Source organism: Pseudomonas sp. CYM-20-01 (genome assembly GCF_023169845.1).
Classification (GTDB): domain Bacteria; phylum Pseudomonadota; class Gammaproteobacteria; order Pseudomonadales; family Pseudomonadaceae; genus Aquipseudomonas; species Aquipseudomonas azotoformans.
In genome coordinates, this window is sequence record NZ_AP025169.1 from 1162799 (window position 1) to 1188094 (window position 25296).

The following is a 25296-nucleotide window of genomic DNA, read 5'->3' on the forward strand; positions in this document are numbered from 1 at the left end:
TTTTCTTATTTACTTCACCTGGGTGGTGGCGAAGTTATTGTTCGTCAGAGGGCTTTGGGTATAACCCTCGACGTTCTTGCGCATAGCGGTGAACATTTTCGGGTAAGCCATGGGGATCCATGGTTGGTCCTTGTCGAAAACGTCCATGGCTTGTTCATAGAGTGCAGCGCGTTGTGCGGGTTCAGCCACAGCGCGCGCCTTGTCGATCAAGTCTTGAAACTCTTTGTTACACCAGCGCGCGTAGTTTTCGCCGTTTTTCGCTGCATCGCAACTCAGGTTCGGCGTGAGGAAGTTATCCGGGTCACCGTTATCCCCCGCCCATCCGGCGGATACCATGTCGTGCTCACCGTTTTTAGCACGCTTGAGCATTTCGCCCCATTCCATGACTTTGATATTCACCTTCAGGCCAATCTGCGCCAGATCCGCCTGCATGCGCTGGGCGCCGAGCATCGGGTTAGGGTTGGTCGGGCCGCCGCCGTTACGGGTGAACAGGGTGAACTCGGTGCCTTCCGGCACACCCGCTTCCTTGAGCAGGGCACGGGCCTTGTCGAGGTCGCGCGGTGGGTTTTTCAGCTTGTCGTTGAAGCCCAGCAGCGTGGGGGGAAACGGGCCGGTGGCATCGACAGCGTTGCCTTTGCCGTACAGCGATTCGTTGTAGCCTTTTTTGTCGAACGCGATGTTGATCGCGTGACGCACCCGCGCGTCGCTCATGTACTTGTGGGTGGTGTTCAGTGCGGTGTAGGCGGTGGTCATCGCCGCCAGTTCATCGACCTTCAGGTTTGGGTCTTTCTTGATGCTGGGCAGGTCATCGGGCTTGGGATATAGCGCGACCTGGCATTCGTTGGCCTTGAGCTTCTGCAGGCGCACGTTGTTATCGACCGCAATGGCCAGAATCAAGGGATCGGCCGGCGGCTTGCCACGGAAGTACTCCGGGTTGGCCTTGAAGCGCACCTGGGCATCTTTCTGGTAGCGGATGAAGATGAACGGGCCGGTACCGATCGGCTTGCTATTGAGCTCATCGGTCTTACCGGCGGCGAGCAGTTTGTCGGCGTATTCAGCGGAGTGGATGGCGGTAAACGGCATCGCGACATCGGCCAGGAACGGTGCTTCAGGGCGCGTCAGGGTGAAGACCACCGTGTGGTCATCAGTCTTCTCGACACTTTTGAGCAGTTCCTTGAAGCCCATGCTTTCGAAATAGGGGAAACCCGTGGTGGATTTGTTATGCCAAGGGTGTTTCGGGTCCAACTGGCGCTGGAAGCTCCAGAGCACGTCATCGGCATTCAAGTTACGCGTGGGTTTGAAATAGTCGGTGGTGTGGAACTTGACGTCATCGCGCAGGTGGAACGTATAGGTCAGGCCGTCGTCACTGATTTCCCAGCTCTTGGCGAGCGCGGGAACAATTTCAGTGGTGCCTGGCTTGAAGTCCACCAAACGGTTGAACATGGTTTCAGCAGCGGCGTCAGCCGTCACGGCCGTGGTGTACAGGACCGGGTCGAAACCTTCCGGGCTGGCTTCGGTGCAGACCACCAGTGGTTTGGCCGAAACGCCGATGGCCACGCTCAACAGCGCGGCAGCCATGGCGGCTTGTAGTGGGAGCAATTTCATTCGGAGCCCTCTGCAATCGATGGGACCAGACAAGCGTAGACGGCGGGCTCGTCCTGAGCCCGCCGCTTACTTGGCGCTGATTAAAGAATGTTGAACGGGATGGTGGTGACCAGGCGGAACTCTTTGATGTTGCCGTCAGCTTGTTGGGCGCTGGCGCGGTGAGTCACGTAGGTGCCACGGATCGTAGTGGCCTTGAGCGGGCCGCTCTGGATTGCGTAGGACGAACCGATACCGTATTCCTGGTGCTTCTCGCCATCCATCAGGCGCAGGTCACTGCGCGATGCGCCGGCTTCACCGTAGGCGGTGCCGTTGTAGTGAGTACCGTCGATGCCCCAGCCGCGAGCGGAGTAGATGTTGAACTTCAGGCCTGGCACGCCGTATTCGGCCATGTTGATGGCGTAGGCGACCTGGAAGGACTTCTCGTTCGGGCTGTTGAAGTCCGAAGTCAGGGAGTTGGCCAGGTAGATGCCGTTGGTTTCGTGCAGGTAGTCGAAGTACTCGTCACCGTTCACTTCCTGGTACGAGAAGGTCAGGGTGTGAGCCTGGTGGGTCAAGCCCAGGGACAACGAGTAAGTGTCGTTGTCGATGTTGCCCATCTTCTTGCTGCCGGTGTCGGTGGTCTTGTAGTAGTTCAGGCCGGTGGTCAGAGCCAGGGTCTGTGCATCACCCAGTTCGTGGGTAGCGCCGAAGTAGTACTGGTTCCAGAAGTCTTCGACGTTGGCGGCGAACACGCTGGTTTTCAGGCTCTTGAATGGCTGGTAGTTGAAGCCCAGGGTTTTGACCTTGTCGGTTTCCTGGCCATTGCCGTATTCGGAACGGAATTTCGACAGGCTCTGTTCGGTACGCGGCGAAACGCGATCGAAGATACCGCCCTGGAACGACAGGTTGCTGAACTCTTCGCTGTTGAAGCTCACACCTTCAAAGCTCGACGGCAGGGCACGGTTGCCGATGGTGTCGACAATACCGGTGCTGAAGTTCTGGCGACCGGCGGTCAAGGTGGTGTTGGAGACACGGAACTTGACGTTGGCCAGGCCCAGTTTGCTCCACTGGCCTACAGCGTCGCCGCCGGAATCCGCCAGGGTACGGTTGGAGCCGCCAGCGATGTCCTTGCGGTCGCGATCAAGGGCGATGAAGTTGTAGGCAGCGACTTCGGTGCTGACCCCAACAGTGCCTTGGGTGAAGCCCGAGGTGTAGTTGAGGATGGTGCCCTGGGCCCAGTTGATACGGCGCGAGATCGGCGTCTTCACACCGTCTTTGCGGTAGCTGAAGCGGTCATTGCGAAACTTCATTTCGTTCGCGTACCAGTTACGCGTGGTACCGCCCAGGCTTTGACCGTCGATAAAGCCCTTGGCCTCGCTTTGGGCGCTGGTGCCAGCCAACGTGGTCGGCACGAAGTCCTGGCTTTGGGTTTCAGCGTAGGCGGTGGCCGTGATGCTGCTGATGGCCAGGGCCAGAAGCGCTTTGCTGCTCAGTTTCATGGATGAAGCTCCTTTGGTTCTCTTTTTAATGCCGGTCTTTTTTGGTGATCCGGCTATTGGGTGTGTAACTCGTTCAAGCCATTGCAAACGTTTGGCGTAGGAAAAATCCCAACAAAAGGCCGCGCGTTTGCAGCAAGGCGGGGGCCGCCCTGCGCAATCCGGTTATTTTCTTATGGGGTGATACTGACGCCCGAGAACACGTTGCGACCGAAGGGGCTTACCTTGAACCCTTCGACTTTGGCGCTTAACGGCTGGTTGACCGTCGAGTGGGCGACTGGCGTGATCGGCACCTGCTGCTTGAGCAGTTGCTGCGCCTGTTTGTACAGAACAGTCCGTTGTTCGCGGTCGGTGACGACCTTGGCTTGCTTGATCAGCTTGTCGTACGCCGGGTCACACCACATGGAGTAGTTGTTCCCGCCGATGGCATCGCAGCTGTAAAGGGTGCCCAGCCAGTTGTCCGGGTCGCCGTTGTCGCCGGTCCAACCGATCAGGCTCACATCGTGCTCACCGTTCTTGGTGCGCTTGATGTATTCGCCCCACTCGTAGCTGACGATCTTGACCTTGAGGCCGATCTTGGCCCAGTCGCTTTGCAGCATCTCGGCCATCAGCTTGGCGTTGGGGTTGTACGGCCGTTGCACCGGCATCGCCCACAGGGTGATTTCGGTGCCTTCCTTCACGCCGGCGGCCTTGAGCAGTTCCTTGGCTTTTTCCGGGTTGTAGGCGGCGTCCTTGATGGTCTCGTCGTAGGACCATTGCGTCGGCGGCATGGCGTTGACCGCCAGTTGCCCCGCGCCCTGGTACACGGCGTTCAGGATGCTCGGTTTGTTCACCGCCATGTCCAGCGCCTGGCGCACTTCGAGCTGGTCGAACGGCTTGTGGCGCACGTTGTAGGCGATGTAGCCCAGATTGAACCCCGGCTTGGTCAGCAATTGCAGGTTCGGGTCGGCCTTGAGGGCGTCGACGTCAGCCGGACGCGGATGCAGGGTCACCTGGCATTCGCCGGCCTTGAGCTTTTGCACGCGCACCGAGGCGTCGGTGTTGATGGCGAAAATCAGCTGGTCGAGCTTGACCTTGCTCGGGTCCCAGTACTGTTTGTTGGCCACATAGCGGATCTGCGAATCTTTCTGGTAACGTTGGAACACGAAGGGGCCAGTGCCGATCGGCTTCTGGTTGATGTCGCTGGGCTTGCCGGCCTTGAGCAGTTGCTCGGCGTATTCGGCCGACAGGATCGCAGCGAAGCTCATGGCGATGTTCTGGATGAACGCGGCGTCGACCGTGTTCAGGGTGATCACCACGGTGTGCGCGTCGGTTTTGGCGACCTTGGCAATGTTCTTGTTCAGGCTCATCCCGTTGAAGTACGGAAACTCGGTGGGGTAGGCCTTGCGAAACGGATGGTCGGGGTCAAGCATGCGGTTGAAGGTGAACAGCACGTCGTCGGCGTTGAAGTCCCGCGTCGGCTTGAATTCCTTGTTGCTGTGGAATTTCACCCCTTCACGCAGATGAAAGGTATAGGTCAGGCCGTCTGGCGAAATATCCCACTTGGTTGCCAGCGCAGGCACGACACCGGTCTCGCCCTTTTCAAACTCAACCAGGCGGTTGTACAGCGGCTCGGCCGCATCGTTGTCGGTGGCGGTGGTGTACTGCGCGGTGTCAAAGCCGGCCGGACTGCCTTCCGAGCAGAACACCAGGCTCTGCTTGTCGGCGGCGTGACCCATCGTGGCCGCCGCCAGCAGGCTGGTGCCAAAAATTGCGGATAGAACGGTGGTATGGCGCATGACGATCCCGATCCTTGTTTGTAGTTGTCATCAGTAAGCAATCACCCCGGCGTTCAGCCAGGGGGACATCACTGATCCCACACGCAGCAAGTGCCTTTCCGAATTGGGAGCCTCTGCTGTCCTACGACGTTATGGGTCGCGGACTTCGCAGTAAATGCGCCAAATCGGACTGACCTTGTAGGCAATGGAGTCGCACTGCGCAGTTCATTGCTGTAGGAAGCAACGGTTTCGAGTGTGGTCCATGTCCTACGGCCAAGGCGGATGCAATAACGGCGACGTTTATGCAACGTCGCCGCCAGTGATCCTTACTTGCCGCTTACGCTCACGCCGTAGAAGGAGTTCAAGCCAAACGGGCTGATCTTGAAGTCCTGCACGGTGTTGCGCATGGGTTGATACACCGTCGAGTGCGCGATAGGTGTCATCGGGACTGCATCTTTGAGGATATGTTGCGCCTGCTTGTACAGCTCGGTGCGTTTGGCGACGTCCGACGTTGCCTTGGCTTCTTTGACGATGCCGTCGAATTTCTTGTCGCACCACTTGGAGAAGTTGTTGCCGGCCAGCGAGTCGCAGCCGAACAGCACGTTCAGCCAGTTGTCCGGGTCACCATTGTCGCCGCTCCAGCCAATGATCATGGCCTGGTTCTCGCCGCCTTTGGAACGCTTGATGTACTCGCCCCATTCGTAGCTGACAATGTTGACCTTCAGGCCGATCTGTTTCCAGTCGTTCTGCAGCATCTCGGCCATCAGTTTGGCGTTCGGGTTGTACGGACGTTGAACCGGCATGGCCCACAGGGTGATCTCGGTGCCGTCTTTGACGCCGGCCTGCTTGAGCAGGTCCTTGGCCTTGGCCACGTCGTACGGTGCATCCTTGATGGTGGTGTCGTAGGACCATTGGGTTGGTGGCATGGCGTTGACGGCCAGTTGGCCGGCGCCCTGATACACGGAGTCGATGATCTGCTGCTTGTTCACCGACATGTCCAGCGCTTCACGTACGCGCAGGTCGGACAGTGGGTTGGCGGCGGTCTGGCCCTTGAGGACCGGCATCACGTTGTAAGCGATATAGCCCAGGTTGAAACCGGCTTGATGCGGCAGTTTCAGGTCCTTGTCATCGCCCAGCGCCTTGAGGTCGGCCGGACGTGGGAACAAGGTGATCTGGCATTCATTTTTCTTCAGCTTCTGGATACGCACCGACGGGTCGGTGGTGATGGCGAAGATCAGGTTGTCGATCTTCACGTCTTCAGGTTTCCAGTAGTCCTTGTTGCCGGTGTAACGGATGTTCGAGTCTTTCTGGTAGCTCTTGAACACGAACGGGCCAGTGCCGATTGGCTTCTGGTTGATGTCCGCGGCCTTGCCGTCTTTCAACAGTTGGGCGGCGTATTCAGCCGACTGGATCGAAGCGAAGCTCATCGCCAGGTTCTGGATGAAGGCGGCGTCCACGGTGCCAAGGGTGAACTTGACAGTATGGTCATCGACTTTTTCGATGTTCTTGATGTTGGTGTCCATCCCCATGTCCGTGAAGTACGGGAACTCGGTGGGGTAGGCCTTACGGAACGGATCGTCCTTGTTGATCATGCGGTTGAACGTGAACAGCACGTCATCGGCATTGAAGGTACGGGTCGGCTTGAAGTACGAGGTGGTATGGAACTTGACGCCATCACGCAGGTGGAAGGTGTAGGTCAAGCCATCCGGGGACACGTCCCAGCTGGTGGCCAGCCCAGGAATCACAGCGGTGCCGCCGCGTTCGAACTGGGTCAGGCGGTTGAACATGGTTTCGGCCGAGGCATCGAAGTCTGTTCCGGTGGTGTACTGGCCTGGGTCGAAACCGGCCGGGCTCCCTTCGGAGCAGAACACCAGGTTAGTCGCCGCTTGGGCGAAAGGAGCTGCGGCCATAAGGCCAGCGCTAACAATTAACGGAATGACTGCGTGTTTAAGCATGTTGGCCTCATGATTTGTTGTCATTTTTGGTGGTGAGGGCGACCTCGTGAGTCGGCCTGCGGATACTTATGCAGGCGCCATACCCATTGCAAGATGCTGAACCGTTGCGAGGGTGAAACAGTGGTACGAACGTACAGGAATGTCGCAATTATGAAAGTTTCGACATATTTGCGCATATTTCGAGGGTTTTTTCGGTGCATTCATCGCACCAAAAAAGCCCAGCCGAGGCGTCTGGCGCACTCGGTTGGGGCGTTGCTGTTACTTATCTAGACTCACGCCGTAGAACGGTGTCAGGCCAAAGGGGCTGATCTTGAAGTCCCGCACTTCCTTGCGCAGGGGCTGGAAAACCGTCGAGTTTGCAATAGGTGTTATAGGTACTTGTTCCTTAAGGATTTTTTGTGCCTGTTGATACCACTTTATGCGCTGTTCGCGGTCGTTGCTGACCTTGGCCTGCTGCACCAATTTGTCGTAGGCCGGGTTACACCATTTGGCGTAGTTGCTGCCCTTCACCGCAGCACAACTGTAGAGCACGCCGAGCCAGTTATCCGGGTCGCCGTTGTCGCCGGTCCAGCCATAAATCATCGCGTCATGCTCGCCGTTTTTGGCGCGCTTGATGTACTCGCCCCATTCGTAGCTGACGATGTTGGCCTTGATCCCGATCTTTTCCCAATCCTGCTGGATCATTTGCGCCGACATGCGCGCGTTCGGGTTGGAGGCGCGTTGCACGGTCATTGCCCATAGGTTGATGGTGGTACCTGGTGCAACCCCTGCTTCTTTTAGTAGCGCCTTGGCTTTGGTCGGATCGTAGGGCGCGTCCTTGATGGTGGGGTCATAAGACCACTGCGCTGGAGGCAGCGCGTTCTGCGCCAATTGTCCGGCACTCTGGTACACCGCCTTGATAATCGCCGGCTTGTCGATCGCCATGTCCAGGGCCTGGCGCACCTTGAGCTGATCCAGCGGCGGGTGGGTCACGTTGTAGGCCAGGAAGCCCAGGTTGAAACCAGCCTGCTGCAGCACGCGCAAGTTCGGGTCCTGTTTCATCACTTCGATATCGGCAGGGCGCGGGTAGCCGCTGACCTGGCATTCGCCGGCCTTGAGCTTCTGCAAGCGCGACGCGGCATCCGGGGTGATGGCGAACACCAGGTTGTCGAGCTTCACATCCTCGGGCTTCCAGTACTGTTTATTGGCCACGTAGCGGATCTGCGAATCCTTCTGGTAGCGCTTGAACACAAACGGCCCGGTGCCTACGGGTTTCTGGTTGATCTCTTCGGCCTTGCCCTGCTTGAGCAGTTGCGCGGCGTACTCGGCGGATTGCACCGAGGCAAAGCTCATGGCCAGGTTTTGCACAAACGACGCATCGACGTTGTTCAGGTTGAAGCGCACGGTGTGGTCGTCAAGTTTCTCGACGCTCTTGATCGTGGTGTTCAAGCCCATGTCGGTGAAGTACGGCGACTCGGAGGGGTAGGCCTTGCGGAACGGACTGTCGGCATCCAGCAGGCGATTGAAGGTGAACAGCACGTCATCCGCGTTGAAATCGCGGGTAGGGGTGAAGAAATCGGTGGTGTGGAACTTGACGCCATCGCGCAGATGGAAGGTGTAGGTCAGGCCGTCTTTGGAGATGTCCCAGCTTGTCGCCAGGCCAGGTTCGACTTCGGTGCCGCCACGCTTGAACTGCGTGAGGCGGTTGAACACGGTTTCGGCCGAAGCATCGAAATCGGTGCCGCTGGTGTACTGGCTGGGGTCGAAGCCGGCAGGGCTGGCTTCGGAGCAGTAGACCAGGGTGCTGGCTGCCTGGGCCATTGGCATGAAGCCGAGCAGGCCTGCGGCGAGGAGGAGCGGTTTTAAGGCGATTCTTTCCATGGAGACCCCTGAAGTGGCAGTTGATCACTGTCCGAACGAAAAACGGCGGTTACCGAGGTTACCGCCGTTAAGCATCTTCAGGTAGGTGGAAGGCTGGTGGTGCTGGTCACGGCCTCATTGTTGATCGATGGTTACGGCGTTTTGACCGATACTTCCACGTGGGTTGGCGCATTTTTGTCGATAGTAAAGCGGCTGCCCGCTGAGCTGGAGTGGTGAATGGTAAAGGTGCGTCTGATTTTGACGTTGATGTTGTCCAGGTATCCCTCTTCTACGTGTTTGAGGCGATAGTCGCCGGTGGCCGATACACGGGTAATGTTTTTCGACGGGTCGTAGTCGATGTGATAGGTCGAGTCATTATTGGAGATCGATACGCCCTCGGCCAATACGCCTTCCTTCAATTCGCCAGAGGGTGTTCGGTGCAGGAGAAAAGATTCCATGGCAGGTCCCATTGAACCTTGGTGAGCCACTTCGGAAATACGGGCGCGCAATTCTGGATCGGGAATGATTTGTTCAAACTGTTTGATTTTTTCAGCCTGTATTGCCTGACCATTGCTCCCTGTACTGCGTAAGGTATGTTCAGTGATTCCGTCGGGCGTGGTTGTTCTCAGGTTGTAGTTTCCGCGATTGATATCGAGCACAAAGTTTTTGGAGTAGTCGTTGTCACCTTCCCAATGCGTGGCTTTTTCTTCTGGCAGAAGCTCAAAGTTTGGTTCTTCCAGCGTCCAGGAAACGTTGAGTTTGTGCTTGATTGCACCGCTTTCTTCGAAGTTGCTCGTGGACAAGACATAGTCCGTGTTTTTGCCGAAATCAAAGTAGTTATCAAACGATTCGGTCCCCTGCATTTTTGAGCCGTCAAGTGTCACGAACTGATCGGAGAACTTAGGCGGTATGCTTGATTCGTCACTGGGGGCTGGCGATGGCGTACGTTGCCATGGCCACTTGCGTGCGCCTCCTGGGCCGATTTCACGGGCCCATTCGCCGTCCAGCGTGGAATGAGCGGTCATCACCGGCTTGCGTGTTGCACGATCAATGATCTGTACATAATCGTTGCTCAGTTTGAAATCGCTTTTGATCTCGTACACCTGAGGCGTGCCGGTAGCATCGGTATAGCGGATAAACCATTGGTCCGTGCCATCGGGGGTTTTGATTTGATAGATCCCTTTTGAATTGCGGGTCGCGCCTTCGATCAGTTGCTCGCCGTTTGGCACTGCGTGCTGACTGATATTGGCTGCCTGAGTCGGCTTGAGTCGATTGACGGAGGGCTCTTCGACGATGGGCGTTGTCGGTGTGTCGGTGTCTGGCACCACTGGCTCTTTGACGGTGTCCTCTATGCTCTCGCTGACCGTGGTGACGGCCCCTTGCTCGCCTTTTATTAATTTGCTCGCCTCACCAGCGACAACGGGCACCGCATTCAATACGCCAAACACAATATGGTCCGCGCCACCTGGCTTGCCATGCTTGAGTTGGTCCGCGCCTATCCCGGCTTCCAACGCACCGGCAGCGGCATAAAATACCTCCAGTCCCACTGCGACCTCGGGCATGACGATAGCCAGCGGGGTCATCATCAAGGCGATCTTTGTGGTGGTTTCCAACACTTCAAGGATCGTGGCTTTGGTGACATCTCCATCGGTGGTTATTTCGGTTTCGGCATCGGCGTATGAGCGCTCTTTCTGCCGCCGGGTCATGGTTGTGAATGGGTCATCGGACAGCGGTTCGGTAGTAATGAACCGTTGTGGGTCAAATTCATTGAGACGTTCCAGAGGGCCGGCATCGGGTGCGTCTTTTTTCGACCAGCCGCCGAGCCCGGCCAGCGTTTGATTGACCCCGTCAGAGAAAAAGCGATTGGCCTGGTCACGTAACGGAAAGTGCATCGACAGGGCTTCACGCTTGACCGGATCAGCCGCCTGTTCAGCCAGCCAGTTCTTCATCTCGGCCTGGCTGTTGAACGAATGAATCGGCGAGGAGTTGCCGGGGATATACAGCAACGTACGGTTGAAAGGTTTACCTTCGGCATCGACGCGTGTTGTCTTGTCGGTGATGTAAAGCAGGTCTGTCGACTTGTAGCCATTGATGCTCAGCAGGCCAACTTCCATGTTGGGATCCTTGATGATAGCGGGCGAAAGATCATCAAGTTTGAGCTTCTCCCAGGTCGTGCTCAGCGGCAGGCCGGCGGCGCGCATGGCCAAGTCCGTATCACTATCGCTCAAGCTGTCGTTTTCAAATTGACGCAAAGCACCTCCCACGAAGGATGCTTTACTCATTTGTTCGTACTTGCGCTCATGCGCGGGCCAGAACTCATTCAGGAATTGCGTATACGGTTTGCTGAAGTCGGTGTTCCATACGATGCTACGAAATACCGCAGGTGTTTGGGGTAGCAGGTTTGTACGGTCGTATACCTCTGGTTGGCCGGGCTGCGCCCCCACGTATATGCCTTCGTAGGTCTTCTGCGGGTGTGCGATCGAAACAACCTTATCAACCACCGCGGGCAAAGGGAGCGCGGGCGCGAGGCGGTCTAGCCAGGTGTGCAGGGTTGATCGCAGCTTTTCGGGCGACGTCTGGTGCTCGTCTTCCTTATTAGCGCTCTGGATGTTATGCAGCGCGGCCTGCGTCAGTGATATTTTATTTAAGACTTTGCCATTCTTGGGTTTTGGTTGCTTGGGGTCATAGTTCAACGTCACGATAAACGTGTTATCCGGATCAATATCCTTGTCCCAGCGTTTCTTCAAGTCGGCCTTGATAATCTCAGCGGTACTCTGGCTTGGAGTCTTGAACCCTTCGGCGGCTTTCCAGATGTACCTTTCCACCCCTGGGTTATATGGCAGGCCCGGAATGAGTGTTTCGTGATGGTTGCGTCGTTTGGCGCTTTTCTGGCGGGGCTCATGCTCAGCGCCGGGAGCAGGCGGTGTGGCAAGGTTTGCCGAGTTGCTGGGTGACTCGGGCACAGATGTCGAGGCAGGGCTTAGGGGCGTCTTTATCATTTGATCTCGCTCTTTTGAAGTGAGCCTCCCTGGCAGCTATGTTTCAGATAGATGCGTGGCAAATGATAGTGGGGACGTTCCGGCCTTACGTTTTGTTCTTTTCACATTGTTGTTACGGCATACATGTTTTGAATAAAACTCTTGGATAGTGCGTTGCTGCGATGAGGTAGGGCGCGTTTCCAGCGCACTATAAGGAGGAACGGGGAAGTGATAGCGTTGTAACGCGAGGTGAGTGCGGCTTTATATAGATATAATTGCCCCCATAAAAAAGGCGCGTCCATTCAGGACGCGCCAGATGCCATAGCATCAGGTAGCAAGCATGGCTGTTGATTCAATGGTTACAGCCCCTTTTGCCCGTTCAGTGCTTTACTGCAGCACTTCGATCACGCCATCGGCACTCATGCTGACCTGGCTGGTGCCGGCTTCCACTTCGGGCGTGGGAGCCGAATCGGCCATCGCGGCTTTCATCATCATCCCGCCACGGGCGTAAGGCATCGGGTAGCCATTGGTGTTGAAGTTCAAGTTGACGATCTTGTAGCCCTTGCCGCCCAGCGCATCGGTGGCCAGTTGGGCGCGAGCCTTGAATGCGGCGACTGCATCCTTGAGCAGCGCATCTTCGCTGGCCTTGCGCGTGGTGTCAGCGATGGCGAAGTCCATGTTTTCCATTTTCAGGGTATTCAGCAGTTCACCGGTGAGCTTGGACAGCGCAGGGAAGTCCGCGCTTTCCAGGCGCAGCTCGGCACGCTCGCGCCAGCCGGTGATCTTCTGGTTCTTGTTGTCGTAGATCGGGTAGCTGTTGCGGCTGCCCTGGCGCAGGGTTACGCCTTTGACTTCGCGGGCCTGGCCCAGCGCCTTGTTCATGGTGGTGGTGATTTCGGCGGCGAGCTTGGCCGGGTCGCTGTTCTGGGACTCGGTATACAGCGTGACGATCATCTTATCGCGGGCCACCTCCTGGCTGACCTCGGCGCGCAGGGAAATCTGGTTGTAGTTCAGCCCTTCGGCGGCCACGGCCGGAAGGCTGGCCAGGGTGGCGAGGCCGAGGGTGATAACAGCGGCACTGCGAGTGAAACGAGACATGAAAGCTCCTTGGGGTGGTCGTGTTCGGTATGACTGTAGACGGTGGCAGCGGGTTCTTCGGGTTTACACATTACCTACAAGTTGTGGCGCTGCCGACGAACGGTCATTTGCCCGGTCTGCGGCAAAGAGCCACACGTGCCGTGCCAGCGGGTCGGCTTCGTTTATACTCCTGCCGATCCGCCTGCAGCGCTCACCGGGAGAGCTCATGCTCGCCGCCGTAAAACTGACTTCCGCCACCCGCCAGAACCTCTGGCGCCTGACGTTCATCCGCACGCTGGTGCTGGCCGCACAGGCTGGCTCCGTCGGGCTCGCCTATTGGTTCGACCTGCTGCCGCTGCCGTGGCTGCAGCTGGGCGTGACCCTCGGGTTCTCCATTGTGCTGTGTGTGTTCACCGCCATCCGGTTGCGCACCACGTGGCCGGTGACCGAGCTGGAATATGCCCTGCAATTGGCTTGCGACCTGTTCATCCATAGTGTGTTGCTGTATTTCTCCGGCGGTTCCACCAATCCGTTCGTTTCTTATTACCTGGTGCCCTTGACCATCGCTGCCGTGACCTTGCCGTGGCGGTATTCGGTGGTGCTGTCGGGTATCGCCCTGACCCTCTACACCCTGTTGCTGGCGCGCTTCTATCCGCTGCAAACCTTCCCCATCGCCCGGGAAAACCTGCAGATCTACGGGATGTGGTTGAGTTTCGCGCTGTCCGCCGCCGTCATCACCTTCTTCGCCGCACGCATGGCCGAAGAACTGCGCCGCCAGGAAGAGCTGCGCGCCATTCGCCGTGAAGAAGGCTTGCGCGATCAGCAACTGCTGGCTGTCGCCACCCAGGCCGCTGGCGCCGCCCATGAACTGGGTACGCCGTTGGCGACCATGAGCGTGCTGCTCAATGAGATGACCCAGGACCATCACGACCCGGCGTTGCAGGAAGACCTCGGCGTGCTGCGCGAGCAGGTCAAGCAGTGCAAGCAGACCTTGCAGCAACTGGTACGCGCCGCCGAGGCCAATCGCCGCCTGGCGGTGGAGATGCAGGATGTGACCCAGTGGCTCGACGAAGCCCTGAACCGCTGGCACCTGATGCGTCCCGAAGCCAGTTACCGTTTTCATCTATTAGGGCAGGGCACCGTGCCGCGCATGGCGCCGCCGCCGGATCTGACCCAGGCCCTGCTCAACCTGCTGAACAATGCCGCCGATGCCTGCCCCGAAGGCCTGGGCGTACAGCTGGACTGGGATGCGGAAGACGTGACCATCAGCATTCGTGACCACGGCGCGGGCGTACCGTTGGCCATTGCCGAACAGATCGGCAAACCCTTCTTTACCACCAAGGGCAAAGGCTTCGGCCTGGGCCTGTTTTTGAGCAAGGCCAGCGTGACCCGCGCGGGCGGCTCAGTGAAGCTCTATAGTCATGAGGAAGGTGGCACGCTCACCGAGCTGCGCCTGCCCCGTGTCGCACGAGGAGATATCGATGAGTGACGAGATCCAAGTCGAAGGCGAAGAACTGCCGCACCTGTTGCTGGTAGATGACGACGCCACCTTTACCCGCGTGATGGCGCGCGCCATGAGCCGTCGCGGTTTCCGTGTCAGCACCGCAGGGTCGGCCGAGGAAGGCTTCACCATCGCCCAGGCTGACCTGCCGGACTACGCCGCGCTCGACCTGAAGATGGACGGCGACTCCGGCCTGGTGCTGCTGCCCAAGCTGCTGGAACTCGACCCGGAAATGCGCGTGGTGATCCTCACCGGTTACTCCAGCATCGCCACCGCCGTCGAGGCGATCAAGCGTGGTGCCTGCAACTACCTGTGCAAACCGGCAGACGCTGACGACGTGCTGGCAGCCTTGCTGTCCGAACACGCCGACCTCGACACCCTGGTGCCGGAAAACCCGATGTCGGTAGACCGTCTGCAGTGGGAACACATCCAGCGCGTGCTGACTGAGCACGAAGGCAACATCTCCGCCACCGCCCGCGCCCTGGGTATGCACCGCCGTACCTTGCAGCGCAAGTTGCAGAAGCGTCCGGTACGGCGCTGAGCCTGATCTGAACAACAGCTGAACAATCTGCTTCAGGCCGCACGGAGCCTCGAACCGATCAACTATGATCGGTTCGAAAGCCTGTCATCTTTTTCCCTACCGAGCCTGGACAATGAATCAGAACGCTGAGTATTCCGCGGTCAACGACGCGGTGCGTGGGCAATTTTTACGGCGGGTGTGGGGGTTGATCACGCCTTACTGGCGCAGTGAAGAGAAGGGCATGGCCTGGCTGCTGCTGTTGGTGGTGCTGGGGCTGTCGCTGTTCAGTGTCGCCGTGTCGGTGTGGTTCAACAGTTGGAACCGCGATTTCTACAACGCGTTGGAGCACAAGGACTACGACGCCTTTACCCACCTGCTGATGTACTTCAGCGTGATTGCGGTGGTGGCGATTGTGACCGGCGTGTTCACCTCTTATCTGCAACAGATGCTCACCATCCGCTGGCGCCGCTGGCTGACGGAAAGCTACTTTGCCCAATGGCTGGGCCACAAGAATTACTACCACCTGGAATACGGCGGCTACACCGATAACCCCGACCAGCGTATCTCTGAAGACCTCAATGCCTTTACCGCCAGCACCCTGACCCTGGGGCTGGGCTTTATCAGCAACCTGGTGAGCCTGGTGTCGTTCTCGGTGATCCTGTGGGGCGTGTCCGGCAGCATCGAAGTATGGGGCATCACCATTCCCGGCTATATGTTCTGGGCCGCCCTGGTGTATGCGGTGATCGGTAGCTGGTTGACGCACTTGATTGGTCGAAAACTGATCGGCTTGAGCAACCGTCAACAACGCTTTGAGGCTGACCTGCGTTTCAGCCTGGTGCGGGTGCGGGAGAACGCGGAAAGCATCGCGCTGTTCAACGGTGAGCCCAACGAGCGCCAGCAGTTAAGCGCGCGTTTCGGACGGGTATGGAGCAACTTCTGGAGCATCATGCAGCTCAAGAAGCGCCTGAATTTCTTTACCAGCGGTTACTCGCAGATCGCGATCATCTTTCCCTTTGTCGTCGCGGCCCCGCGTTACTTTGCCGGCAAGATCGAACTGGGCGTGCTGATGCAGGTGGCGCAGGCGTTTGGCAGTGTGCAAGGCAGCCTCAGTTGGTTTGTCGACGCCTACACGTTGTTGGCCAGTTGGCGCGCCACCTGTGATCGTCTGCTGAGTTTCGGCCAAGCCATGCAAGACAACGAAACCCGCACCATGGGCATTGGCCTGCAGCATCAGGGCGCGGGGTTGCAGGTCAAGGACCTGAGCCTGGACCTGGCCGACGGTCGTCACCTGCTGCAAGGCGCCGACCTGACCGTTGCCGAGGGCGAGCGCCTGATGCTCAGCGGTCGCTCCGGCAGCGGCAAGTCGACGTTGCTGCGGGCGATGGGCAACCTGTGGCCTAACGGTCACGGCAATATCCGCCTGCCGGCCGAGCGTTATCTGTTCCTGCCGCAGAAACCCTATTTGCCGATTGGCACGCTGAAGGCGGTGCTGAGTTATCCACAGGACGACAGCGTCTACCCGGCGGAACGTTATGCACAGGTCCTGGAAACCTGCCGCCTGCCCCATCTGATCGGGCGACTGGACGAAGCGAACCACTGGCAGCGCATGCTCTCGCCGGGCGAACAGCAACGCCTGGCGTTTGCCCGCGCCTTGTTGTTTGCACCGCAATGGCTGTACATGGACGAAGCGACGTCGGCCATGGACGAAGAGGATGAGGCAACGCTGTATCAAGCGTTGATCGATCAGTTGCCGGGGCTGAGCATCGTCAGCGTCGGTCATCGCAGCAGCCTCAAGCGCTTCCATGGGCGGCATGTGCGGATCGAGGGGGGGCGTCTTCAGGAACAACTACTGGCTTGAGTCCTTTAGGTCGATGTGGGAGTGGGGCAAGCCCCCTCCCACAACAAAAAGCCCGGCTGATCATCGATCAGCCGGGCTTTTTAGTGCTTGAAGATTAGGTTACTTCTTCAAACCGTAATGCTCATCCAGCATGCCGGGGGCGTTCGGCGTTTTTGGCGCGTAGTCCCGTGGTGGCTCCTGGTTTTCCCGCGGAGGGGTCAGGCGCTCCCGTGGGGTTTGCGGTGCATCGGAATGCAACGCGGCCAGCAGGCGCTGGCGGGTGATGTCGTCGAGGGCGAGGCGGTTGGCGCCATCGGCGAGATGATCCTGTACTTCCTGGTAGCTCTGGGTGAGCTTCTTGACCAGGGTCGCGGTGCTGTTGAAGTGGGTAACAACCTCGTTCTGATAACTGTCAAAACGTTCCTGGATGTCATCCAGCTGACGTTGCGTGCGGTTAGGCGCGGCATTCGGCAGCAAGCGAGCAACCAGGAAACCAATGGCGACACCGGCAACCAGGGCAAGAGTCGGCAACAACCAAACTAAGAGCGAGTGTTCCACGAGTCCTTCCTCTATAAACGGCTTTGCTTTACGTTAACGGCTCAAACCTGCGCTGTATACCGCGATTAAGCTCGCAATGATGCCATGCACAGACTTTTAGCTAGACGAGTCGACCCTTTGAGAGGTCACGGAGTTCATTCCTTGCTCATGCGTGAAACCCCCGTTTTGATCGATGGCCCGGTAGGTCAATTGGAAGCCCTGTACCTGGATCACCCCGAGCCACGTGGCCTGGCACTGATCTGTCACCCTAACCCGGTGCAGGGTGGGACCATGCTCAATAAAGTTGTATCGACCCTGCAACGCACCGCCCGCGATGCCGGTTTGATCACCTTGCGTTTCAATTACCGTGGCGTCGGCGCGAGTGCCGGCACCCACGACATGAGCACCGGTGAAGTGGACGATGCCGAAGCGGCTGCCACCTGGCTGCGGGAAAAACACCCCGACCTGCCGATCACCTTGCTCGGGTTTTCCTTCGGTGGCTACGTGGCCGCCAGCCTGGGTGGGCGCCTGGAGGCCAAGGGCGAAAAGCTCTCGCACCTGTTCATGGTCGCTGCGGCGGTGATGCGCCTTCGCGATACCGATGCGTTGCCACAAGGCTGCCCATTGACCCTGATCCAGCCGGAAACCGACGAAGTGGTCGACCCGCAGACCGTCTACGACTGGTCCGCCGCCTTGAATCGCCCCCATGAGCTGCTGAAAGTGGCAGAATGCGGACACTTTTTTCACGGCAAGCTCACCGATCTGAAGGATCTGGTGCTGCCGCGACTCTCGAATTGATAGCAGTCTGATAAGCGATTACCCATGACGACTCGTACCCGTATCCTCACCGGCATCACCACCACCGGCACGCCGCACCTGGGCAACTACGCCGGTGCGATCCGCCCGGCGATCCTCGCCAGCCAGGACGCCAATGCCGACTCCTTTTACTTCCTGGCCGACTACCACGCCCTGATCAAATGCGATGACCCGCAGCGCATCCAGCGCTCGCGCATGGAAATCGCCGCGACCTGGCTGGCCGGTGGCCTGGATGTGAACCGGGTGACGTTCTATCGCCAGTCGGACATCCCGGAAATCCCCGAACTGACCTGGCTGCTGACCTGCGTGGCCGCCAAGGGCCTGCTCAACCGCGCCCACGCGTACAAGGCCTCGGTGGACAAGAACGTGGAAGCCGGCGAAGACCCGGATGCGGGCATCAGCATGGGCCTGTACAGCTACCCGGTGCTGATGGCGGCGGACATCCTGATGTTCAATGCGCACAAGGTGCCGGTGGGGCGCGACCAGATCCAGCACGTGGAAATGGCCCGCGACATCGGCCAGCGTTTCAACCACCTGTTCGGCAACGGTAAAGAATTCTTCACCATGCCCGAGGCGTTGATCGAAGAAAGCGTCGCCACCTTGCCGGGCCTGGATGGCCGCAAGATGTCGAAAAGCTACGACAACACCATCCCGTTGTTCACCAGCGCCAAGGACATGAAGGACGCCATCTCGCGGATCGTTACCGACTCCCGCGCCCCGGGCGAAGCCAAGGACCCGGACAATTCGCACCTGTTCACCCTGTACCAGGCGTTTGCCAGCAAGGCCCAGGAAGAAGAGTTCCGCGCCGAGCTGCTGCAAGGGCTGGGTTGGGGCGAGGCGAAAAACCGTCTGTTCCAACTGCTCGACGGCCAACTGGGCGAAGCCCGTGAGCGCTACCATCAATTGATGTCGCGCCCATCGGACATGGAAGACCTGCTGCTGATCGGCGCCAAGAAGGCGCGTGCCGTGGCCGCTCCGTTCCTGGCTGAACTGCGTGAAGCGGTCGGCCTGCGTTCGTTCGTCAACCAGGCGGCAGCGCCGGTCGCGGCCAAGAAGAAAGCCGCGAAAGCCGCGCGCTTCGTGAGCTTCCGTGAAGACGACGGCAGTTTCCGCTTCCGCCTGCTGGCGGCCGACGGCGAGCAACTGCTGTTGTCGCGCAACTTTGCCGATGGCAAGGCGGCAGGCGCAGTGACCAAGCAACTGCAAAGCGGCGACGCGCTGGACCTGCGCACCGAGGCCCTGGGCTTCAGCGTATGGTTGGACGGCGTGGCGGTGGCGGACAGTGCGGAATTCGCCGACGAAGCGTCTCGCGATGCGGCCATCGCTGCTCTGCGCGTCGCGTTGACCCCCCTCGAGGATTAACCCGACCAAGGGTTGATTGCCATTATCCAGGGCCGTCGTTACAGTGACGGCCCGTTTTTGTTGCCTTGCTAACGAAATTATGACGCCCCTAGAACGATATCAAGCTGATCTGAAACGCCCTGAATTCTTCCATGACGCGGCCCAGGAAAACGCGGTGCGTCATTTGCAGCGCCTGTACGACGACCTGATCGCGGCCTCGCAGAACAAGCCAGGGATGTTCAGCAAGCTGTTTGGCAAGAAAGACCACACGCCGGTCAAGGGCCTGTACTTCTGGGGCGGCGTAGGCCGGGGCAAGACCTATCTGGTCGACACCTTCTTCGAGGCGCTGCCGTTCAAGGAAAAGGTCCGGACGCACTTCCACCGCTTCATGAAGCGCGTGCATGAAGAGATGAAGACCCTGCCGGGCGAGAAAAACCCGCTGACCATCATCGCCAAGCGGTTCTCCGAAGAAGCCCGGGTGATCTGCTTCGATGAATTCTTCGTCTCCGACATCACCGACGCCATGATCCTTGGCACCTTGATGGAAGAGCTGTTCAAGAACGGTGTGACCCTGGTCGCCACCTCGAACATCGTGCCTGACGGCCTGTACAAGGACGGCCTGCAACGCGCGCGTTTCCTGCCGGCCATCGCGCTGATCAAGCAGAACACCGAGATCGTCAACGTCGACAGCGGCGTCGACTACCGCCTGCGTCACCTGGAGCAAGCGGAGCTGTTCCACTTCCCGCTGAACGAAGCCGCCCACGAAAGCCTGAAAAAGAGCTTCCGCGCCCTCACGCCGGAATGCACCCAGGCGGTGGAAAACGACAAGCTGATGATCGAGAACCGCGAAATCATCGCGCTGCGCACCTGTGATGACGTGGCCTGGTTCGAGTTCCGCCAGCTGTGCGACGGCCCGCGTAGCCAGAACGACTACATTGAACTGGGCAAGATCTTTCACGCAGTGATTTTGAGCGGTGTGGAACAGATGAGCGTCACCACCGACGACATCGCGCGCCGTTTCATCAACATGGTCGACGAATTCTACGACCGTAACGTGAAGTTGATCATCTCGGCGGAAGTCGAGCTCAAGGACCTGTACACCGGTGGGCGCTTGAACTTTGAGTTCCAGCGCACCTTGAGCCGCCTGCTGGAGATGCAGTCCCACGAATTCCTCTCGCGCGGCCACAAACCTTAGCAGCAACACAAATCAAGGGTGGGAGGGGGCTTGCCCCCGATAGCAGTGTGTCAGCCAACACATCTGGCACAGATACATCGCGATCGGGGGCAAGCCCCCTCCCACATTTGCCTTGTATACGCTCTGGCTCAGGCTGCCTGCTGGAATTGCTGGCGATACTGGTTCGGCGATAACTCAGTGTGTTGCCTGAACAACCGCGCAAAGAAACTCGCATCGTCGTAACCCACCTCATAACTGATGGTCTTGATGCTCTTGCGGCTGCCCGAGAGCAGGCCTTTGGCCGTTTCGATACGCAGCCGTTGCAGGTAATGCAAAGGCTTGTCGCCGGTGGCAGTCTGGAAGCGGCGCATGAAGTTGCGGATGCTCATGCCGTGTTCCCGGGCCACGTCTTCGAAGCGGAATTTGTCGGCGAAGTGTTCTTCGAGCCAGTGCTGGATCTGCAGGATGATCACGTCCTGATGCAGCTTTTGTCCGCCAAACCCGATGCGTCCCGGTGCATAGCTGCGCTGTACTTCATAGAGAATGTCGCGGGCCACGGCCTGGGCGATGTTGGCGCCGCAGAAACGCTCGATCAGGTAGATGTAGAGGTCGCACGCCGAGGTGGTGCCGCCGGCGCAATACAGGTTGTCGGCGTCGGTGAGGTGCTTGTCCTGGTTGAGTTGGACCTTGGGGAAGCGTTCGCTGAACGCATTGAAGAAGCGCCAATAGGTGGTCGCCTCCTTGCCATCGAGCAGGCCGGCTTCAGCCAGCCAGAACACCCCGGTGGCTTCGCCGCACAACACCGCACCGCGTGCGTGCTGATCGCGCAGCCAGGGCAACACCTGCGGGTAGCGTGTGCACAAGGCGTCGAAGTCATCCCAGAAGGCTGGCAGCACAATGATGTCGGCGTCTTCCAGGCCGCCGTCCACCGGCATGATTACATCACTGAAGCTGCGTACCGATTGCCCGTCGGGGCTGACCAGGCGCGATTCGAACGCGGGAGTCAGGCCCAATCCTTGTTGCTTGCCGTAACGCAGGCTGGCGAGGTGGAAGAAATCCTTGGCTTGCATGAGGGTTGAAGCGAATACCCGATCAATGGCCAAAATGCTGACGCGCCGCAACGGCGTGGAGATTTGGTTAGACATAATTTCATTTATTCTTATAGGGGAAAGTGGTCACCAGACGGCTGGATCGTCTTATTTTTTGTCGCATGTGTCCAGTGTCCCGTGCTGCCTTCGCGGCATAGTCTCTGTGGGCTCGTCTTTGTCCGACAATCCACGCAGGTGACCCATGATTCCCAGAACCTTGTTCAGCCCGGAACACGAACTCTTCCGCGAGAGCGTGCGCACCTTCCTCGAAAAGGACGCTGCGCCGTTCCATGGGCAATGGGAGAAGCAGGGCTACATCGACCGCAGTTTGTGGAGCAAGGCGGGGGAGGCGGGCATGCTGTGTTCGCACTTGCCGGAGGAATATGGCGGGCTGGGCGCGGACTTCCTGTACAGCGCGGTGGTGATCGAAGAGATCAGCCGGCTGGGCCTGACCGGCATCGGTTTTTCCCTGCACTCGGACATTGTTGCACCGTACATCCTGCATTACGGCAGTGAGTCGCTGAAGCACAAATACCTGCCCAAATTGATCTCCGGCGAGATGGTCACGGCCATTGCCATGACCGAGCCGGGGGCCGGTTCCGACCTGCAAGGCGTCAAGACCAGTGCTGTGCTGGATGGCGATGAGTACGTGATCAACGGCTCCAAGACGTTCATCACCAATGGCTACCTGGCTGAGTTGGTGATCGTGGTCGCCAAGACCGATCCCAAGGCGGGCGCCAAGGGCACCAGCCTGTTCCTGGTGGAAGCCGACACGCCAGGCTTCGACAAGGGTAAGCGCCTGGAGAAGGTGGGCATGAAGGCCCAGGACACCTCGGAGCTGTTCTTCCAGGATGTGCGGGTGCCCAAGGAAAACCTGCTGGGCCAGGCGGGCATGGGCTTCGCGTACTTGATGCAGGAGTTGCCCCAGGAGCGCCTGACCGTGGCGATTGGCGCGTTGTCGTCAGCCGAGGCGGCGTTGCAATGGACCCTGGAATACACCCGCGAGCGCAAGGCGTTTGGCAAGGCGATCGCGGACTTTCAGAACACGCGCTTCAAGCTGGCGGAGATGGCCACCGAGATTCAGATCGGCCGAGTATTCGTCGACAGGTGCATGGCGTTGCACCTGGAGGGCAAGCTGGATGTGCCCACGGCGGCGATGGCCAAGTACTGGGCCACCGACCTGCAATGCAAGGTGCTCGATGAGTGCGTGCAACTGCACGGCGGCTACGGCTTCATGTGGGAATACCCGATTGCCCGGGCCTGGGCGGATGCGCGGGTGCAGCGGATTTATGCGGGGACCAATGAGATCATGAAGGAGATCATTGCGCGGGCGCTTTGATTGGGCGGTTCTGCTGATGGCCAAATCGGGGGCAAGCCCCCTCCCACACTTGAATGTATTCACAGATCAAAATGTGGGAGGGGGCTTGCCCCCGATAGCGGTCTTAAGATCAATCAAGGCGCTGGGTTCGGGTGATCCTTCTGAATCGCCTCAATCCCTTCCAATACCTCTTTCGACAGTTTCAGATACGCACTGGCAATGTTGCTATCCAGTTGCTCCAGCGACGTGGCACCAATGATATTGCTGGTCACAAACGGCTGCTGTGTCACAAACGCCAGCGCCATCTGCGCCGGGTCCAGCCCATGTTCCCGCGCCAGTGCAACGTAACGGCTGCATGCCGCTTCCGACTGCGGGTTGAAGTAACGGCTGAAGCGGCTGTATTCCGTCAGTCGTGCCTTCGCTGGGCGGGCGCCATTCTCATACTTGCCGCTGAGCATGCCGAACGCCAGGGGGGAGTACGCCAGCAGGCCGCATTGCTCGCGAATCGCGACTTCCGCCAGGCCCACTTCAAAGCTGCGGTTGAGCAGGTTGTAGGGGTTCTGGATCGACACCGCACGGGTCCAGCCACGGGCTTCGGCCAGGGCCAGGAATTTCATGGTGCCCCACGGGGTCTCGTTGGACAGGCCGATGTGGCGGATCTTGCCCGCCTTCACTTGCTCGTCCAGCGCCTCGAGGGTTTCTTCCAGCGGGGTGAGGTCGTCTTCGTCCTTGTGCTTGTAGCTCAGTTGGCCGAAGAAGTTGGTGCTGCGTTCTGGCCAATGCAGCTGGTAGAGATCGATCCAGTCGGTTTGCAGGCGCTTGAGGCTGGCATCCAGTGCGTCGACGATGTGCTTGCGGTTATGGCGCAGGTGGCCATCGCGGATGTAGTCGATGGTGTTGCCGGGGCCGGCGATCTTGCTGGCGAGGATCCAGTCGGCGCGGTCGCCACGGCTTTTGAAGTAATTACCGATGTAGCGCTCGGTCGTGGCGTAGGTGTCGGCCTTGGGCGGCACCGGGTACATTTCGGCTGTGTCGAGGAAGTTGATCCCCGCGGCCTTGGCCCGCTCGATCTGTGCGAAGGCCTCTGCCTCGCTGTTCTGCTCGCCCCACGTCATGGTGCCCAGGGCTATCGCGCTCACGTTCAGATCCGTACGGCCCAGCTGTCGATAATCCATCGGGTGCTCCTTCAGGGAAAACAATCATAAAAGCAGGTTGAATTTTTTTTCGCAATCTGCATAATTGCCCACCTCTTTCTGCAGTGGAAGTGATGCGCCGCCTGCCGAAGAATCTTGCCGTTGAACGGACGCGCCGACCCGAGCCCCCGATAGCGTCTGTATCCGGCTGCCTTTGACTTGTCAAAGTACGCACTATTCAGTAAGATCCGCCGTCTAATTTACAGGGCGGCCCCTGAGGCTATTAAAGAATGACAACTTTTACTGCAAAACCGGAAACAGTTCAGCGCGACTGGTTTGTCGTCGACGCCGCTGGTCAGACCCTGGGTCGTCTGGCCACTGAAGTCGCCAGCCGTCTGCGTGGCAAGCACAAGCCTGAGTACACCCCTCACGTTGACACCGGTGACTACATCGTGATCATCAACGCTGAGCAGGTTCGTGTAACCGGCAACAAAGCAAGCGACAAAATGTACTACCGTCACTCCGGTTTCCCAGGCGGTATCAAGTCTTCCAACTTCGAAGGCCTGATTGCCAAGAAGCCTGAAGCCCCGATCGAAATCGCGGTCAAAGGCATGCTGCCTAAGGGCCCACTGGGTCGCGATATGTTTCGCAAGCTGAAAGTCTATGCGGGCGCTGTACACCCTCATGCTGCTCAGCAGCCCCAAGAACTGAAGTTTTAACGGAATAGTTCATTATGTCGGCGACTCAAAATTACGGCACTGGCCGTCGCAAAACCGCAACCGCACGCGTTTTCCTGCGTCCGGGCACTGGTAACATCTCGATCAACAACCGCTCCCTGGACAACTTCTTCGGCCGCGAAACTGCCCGCATGGTAGTTCGTCAGCCGCTGGAACTGACCGAGACCGTTGAAAAGTTCGACATCTACGTCACCGTTATCGGTGGCGGTGTAAGTGGTCAAGCTGGCGCAATCCGCCACGGTATCACTCGCGCTCTGATGCAGTACGACGAAACCCTGCGTGGCGCTCTGCGCAAAGCTGGCTTCGTAACTCGCGATGCCCGTGAAGTTGAACGTAAGAAAGTCGGTCTGCGTAAAGCGCGTAAGCGTCCGCAGTACTCGAAGCGTTAATTCGCTTTACGTTCCACAAAAACGCCCAGCCTCCTCACGGAGCTGGGCGTTTTTTATTGCCTGCAATTTATGCAGAAAAATCGCCGTGACAACTTGCCACATCCGTAGACCCCCTATACTACAAGGCCTGGAGGCTGAGCCCAGGGCAATTCCCTTGTCATACGTGGGGCTTTTCATTACCATTCGGCAAAATTTTTATAAGTAAAGATTCAACACTTA

Annotated in this window: 19 protein-coding genes; 9 read left to right on the plus strand and 10 right to left on the minus strand. The window is 58.5% G+C overall.

The window, feature by feature from the left end; genetic code table 11:
- Positions 1 to 9: 9 nt before the first annotated feature.
- From M2497_RS05105 to M2497_RS05135, 7 genes are all read right to left on the minus strand, one after another.
- Positions 10 to 1605 carry an ABC transporter substrate-binding protein gene (locus M2497_RS05105; RefSeq protein WP_093119891.1) on the minus strand — a complete coding sequence of 532 codons (1596 nt, stop codon included), beginning with the start codon at positions 1603 to 1605 and terminating at the stop codon, positions 10 to 12.
- A gap of 80 nt (positions 1606 to 1685) precedes the next feature.
- A complete protein-coding gene (locus tag M2497_RS05110; protein ID WP_248486132.1) occupies positions 1686 to 3083 on the minus strand; it encodes an OprD family outer membrane porin in 1398 nt (465 codons plus the stop codon).
- Between the two features lie 170 nt (positions 3084 to 3253).
- Complete coding sequence (locus M2497_RS05115) at positions 3254 to 4858, minus strand: ABC transporter substrate-binding protein (protein WP_248486134.1); 1605 nt, start codon at positions 4856 to 4858, stop codon at positions 3254 to 3256.
- A gap of 305 nt (positions 4859 to 5163) precedes the next feature.
- Positions 5164 to 6792, minus strand: a complete 1629-nt coding sequence (locus tag M2497_RS05120) for an ABC transporter substrate-binding protein (protein ID WP_248486136.1) — start codon at positions 6790 to 6792, stop codon at positions 5164 to 5166.
- A gap of 258 nt (positions 6793 to 7050) precedes the next feature.
- Entirely contained in the window at positions 7051 to 8652 is a 1602-nt protein-coding gene (locus tag M2497_RS05125; RefSeq protein ID WP_248486138.1) for an ABC transporter substrate-binding protein, read from the minus strand.
- Between the two features lie 131 nt (positions 8653 to 8783).
- Complete coding sequence (locus M2497_RS05130; RefSeq protein ID WP_248486140.1) at positions 8784 to 11630, minus strand: DUF6543 domain-containing protein; 2847 nt, start codon at positions 11628 to 11630, stop codon at positions 8784 to 8786.
- 366 nt (positions 11631 to 11996) lie between these two features.
- The gene (locus M2497_RS05135) at positions 11997 to 12707 is read right to left on the minus strand and encodes an SIMPL domain-containing protein (protein WP_248486142.1); all 711 of its coding nucleotides are present in this window, start codon (positions 12705 to 12707) and stop codon (positions 11997 to 11999) included.
- 205 nt (positions 12708 to 12912) lie between these two features.
- Here M2497_RS05135 and M2497_RS05140 point away from each other — a divergent pair, with 205 nt between their 5' ends.
- From M2497_RS05140 to M2497_RS05150, 3 genes are all read left to right on the plus strand, one after another.
- The gene (locus tag M2497_RS05140) at positions 12913 to 14175 is read left to right on the plus strand and encodes an ATP-binding protein (protein ID WP_058423028.1); all 1263 of its coding nucleotides are present in this window, start codon (positions 12913 to 12915) and stop codon (positions 14173 to 14175) included.
- Positions 14168 to 14728, plus strand: a complete 561-nt coding sequence (locus tag M2497_RS05145; protein WP_010213178.1) for a response regulator transcription factor — start codon at positions 14168 to 14170, stop codon at positions 14726 to 14728. The genes M2497_RS05140 and M2497_RS05145 overlap by 8 nt, the downstream gene beginning before the upstream one ends.
- Before the next feature lie 112 nt (positions 14729 to 14840).
- On the plus strand, positions 14841 to 16565 hold the full coding sequence (locus M2497_RS05150; protein ID WP_248486144.1) for an ABC transporter ATP-binding protein/permease: 1725 nt from the start codon (positions 14841 to 14843) through the stop codon (positions 16563 to 16565).
- A gap of 99 nt (positions 16566 to 16664) precedes the next feature.
- On the opposite strand, the gene M2497_RS05155 is transcribed toward M2497_RS05150, so the two are convergent.
- Entirely contained in the window at positions 16665 to 17102 is a 438-nt protein-coding gene (locus M2497_RS05155; protein ID WP_003171734.1) for a DUF1043 family protein, read from the minus strand.
- A gap of 147 nt (positions 17103 to 17249) precedes the next feature.
- Between M2497_RS05155 and M2497_RS05160 the strand changes: the two genes are divergently transcribed.
- The 3 genes from M2497_RS05160 (at position 17250) to zapE (ending at position 20433) form a co-directional block, all read left to right on the plus strand.
- Positions 17250 to 17879 (plus strand): alpha/beta fold hydrolase, encoded by a 630-nt coding sequence (locus M2497_RS05160; protein ID WP_038850899.1) that lies wholly within the window; start codon positions 17250 to 17252, stop codon positions 17877 to 17879.
- Between the two features lie 24 nt (positions 17880 to 17903).
- Entirely contained in the window at positions 17904 to 19259 is a 1356-nt protein-coding gene (locus M2497_RS05165; RefSeq protein WP_078046866.1) for a tryptophan--tRNA ligase, read from the plus strand.
- A 79-nt stretch (positions 19260 to 19338) separates the two neighbouring features.
- Complete coding sequence (gene zapE / locus M2497_RS05170; protein ID WP_034102154.1) at positions 19339 to 20433, plus strand: cell division protein ZapE; 1095 nt, start codon at positions 19339 to 19341, stop codon at positions 20431 to 20433.
- 128 nt (positions 20434 to 20561) lie between these two features.
- Here the strand turns inward: zapE and M2497_RS05175 are convergent, their stop codons facing one another.
- A complete protein-coding gene (locus tag M2497_RS05175) occupies positions 20562 to 21482 on the minus strand; it encodes a GlxA family transcriptional regulator (protein ID WP_177409527.1) in 921 nt (306 codons plus the stop codon).
- Between the two features lie 220 nt (positions 21483 to 21702).
- On the opposite strand from M2497_RS05175, the gene M2497_RS05180 reads away from it, so the two are divergent.
- Positions 21703 to 22839, plus strand: coding sequence for an acyl-CoA dehydrogenase family protein (locus tag M2497_RS05180; RefSeq protein ID WP_248486146.1), 1137 nt, complete (start codon positions 21703 to 21705; stop codon positions 22837 to 22839).
- Between the two features lie 113 nt (positions 22840 to 22952).
- Here the strand turns inward: M2497_RS05180 and M2497_RS05185 are convergent, their stop codons facing one another.
- The gene (locus M2497_RS05185) at positions 22953 to 23993 is read right to left on the minus strand and encodes an NADP(H)-dependent aldo-keto reductase (protein ID WP_248486148.1); all 1041 of its coding nucleotides are present in this window, start codon (positions 23991 to 23993) and stop codon (positions 22953 to 22955) included.
- Positions 23994 to 24241: 248 nt separating this feature from the next.
- Here M2497_RS05185 and rplM point away from each other — a divergent pair, with 248 nt between their 5' ends.
- Together rplM and rpsI are read left to right on the plus strand one after the other, a co-directional pair.
- On the plus strand, positions 24242 to 24670 hold the full coding sequence (gene rplM / locus M2497_RS05190; protein ID WP_003188508.1) for a 50S ribosomal protein L13: 429 nt from the start codon (positions 24242 to 24244) through the stop codon (positions 24668 to 24670).
- Positions 24671 to 24684: 14 nt separating this feature from the next.
- On the plus strand, positions 24685 to 25077 hold the full coding sequence (gene rpsI / locus M2497_RS05195; RefSeq protein WP_002555064.1) for a 30S ribosomal protein S9: 393 nt from the start codon (positions 24685 to 24687) through the stop codon (positions 25075 to 25077).
- The last annotated feature ends 219 nt before the right edge of the window (positions 25078 to 25296 follow it).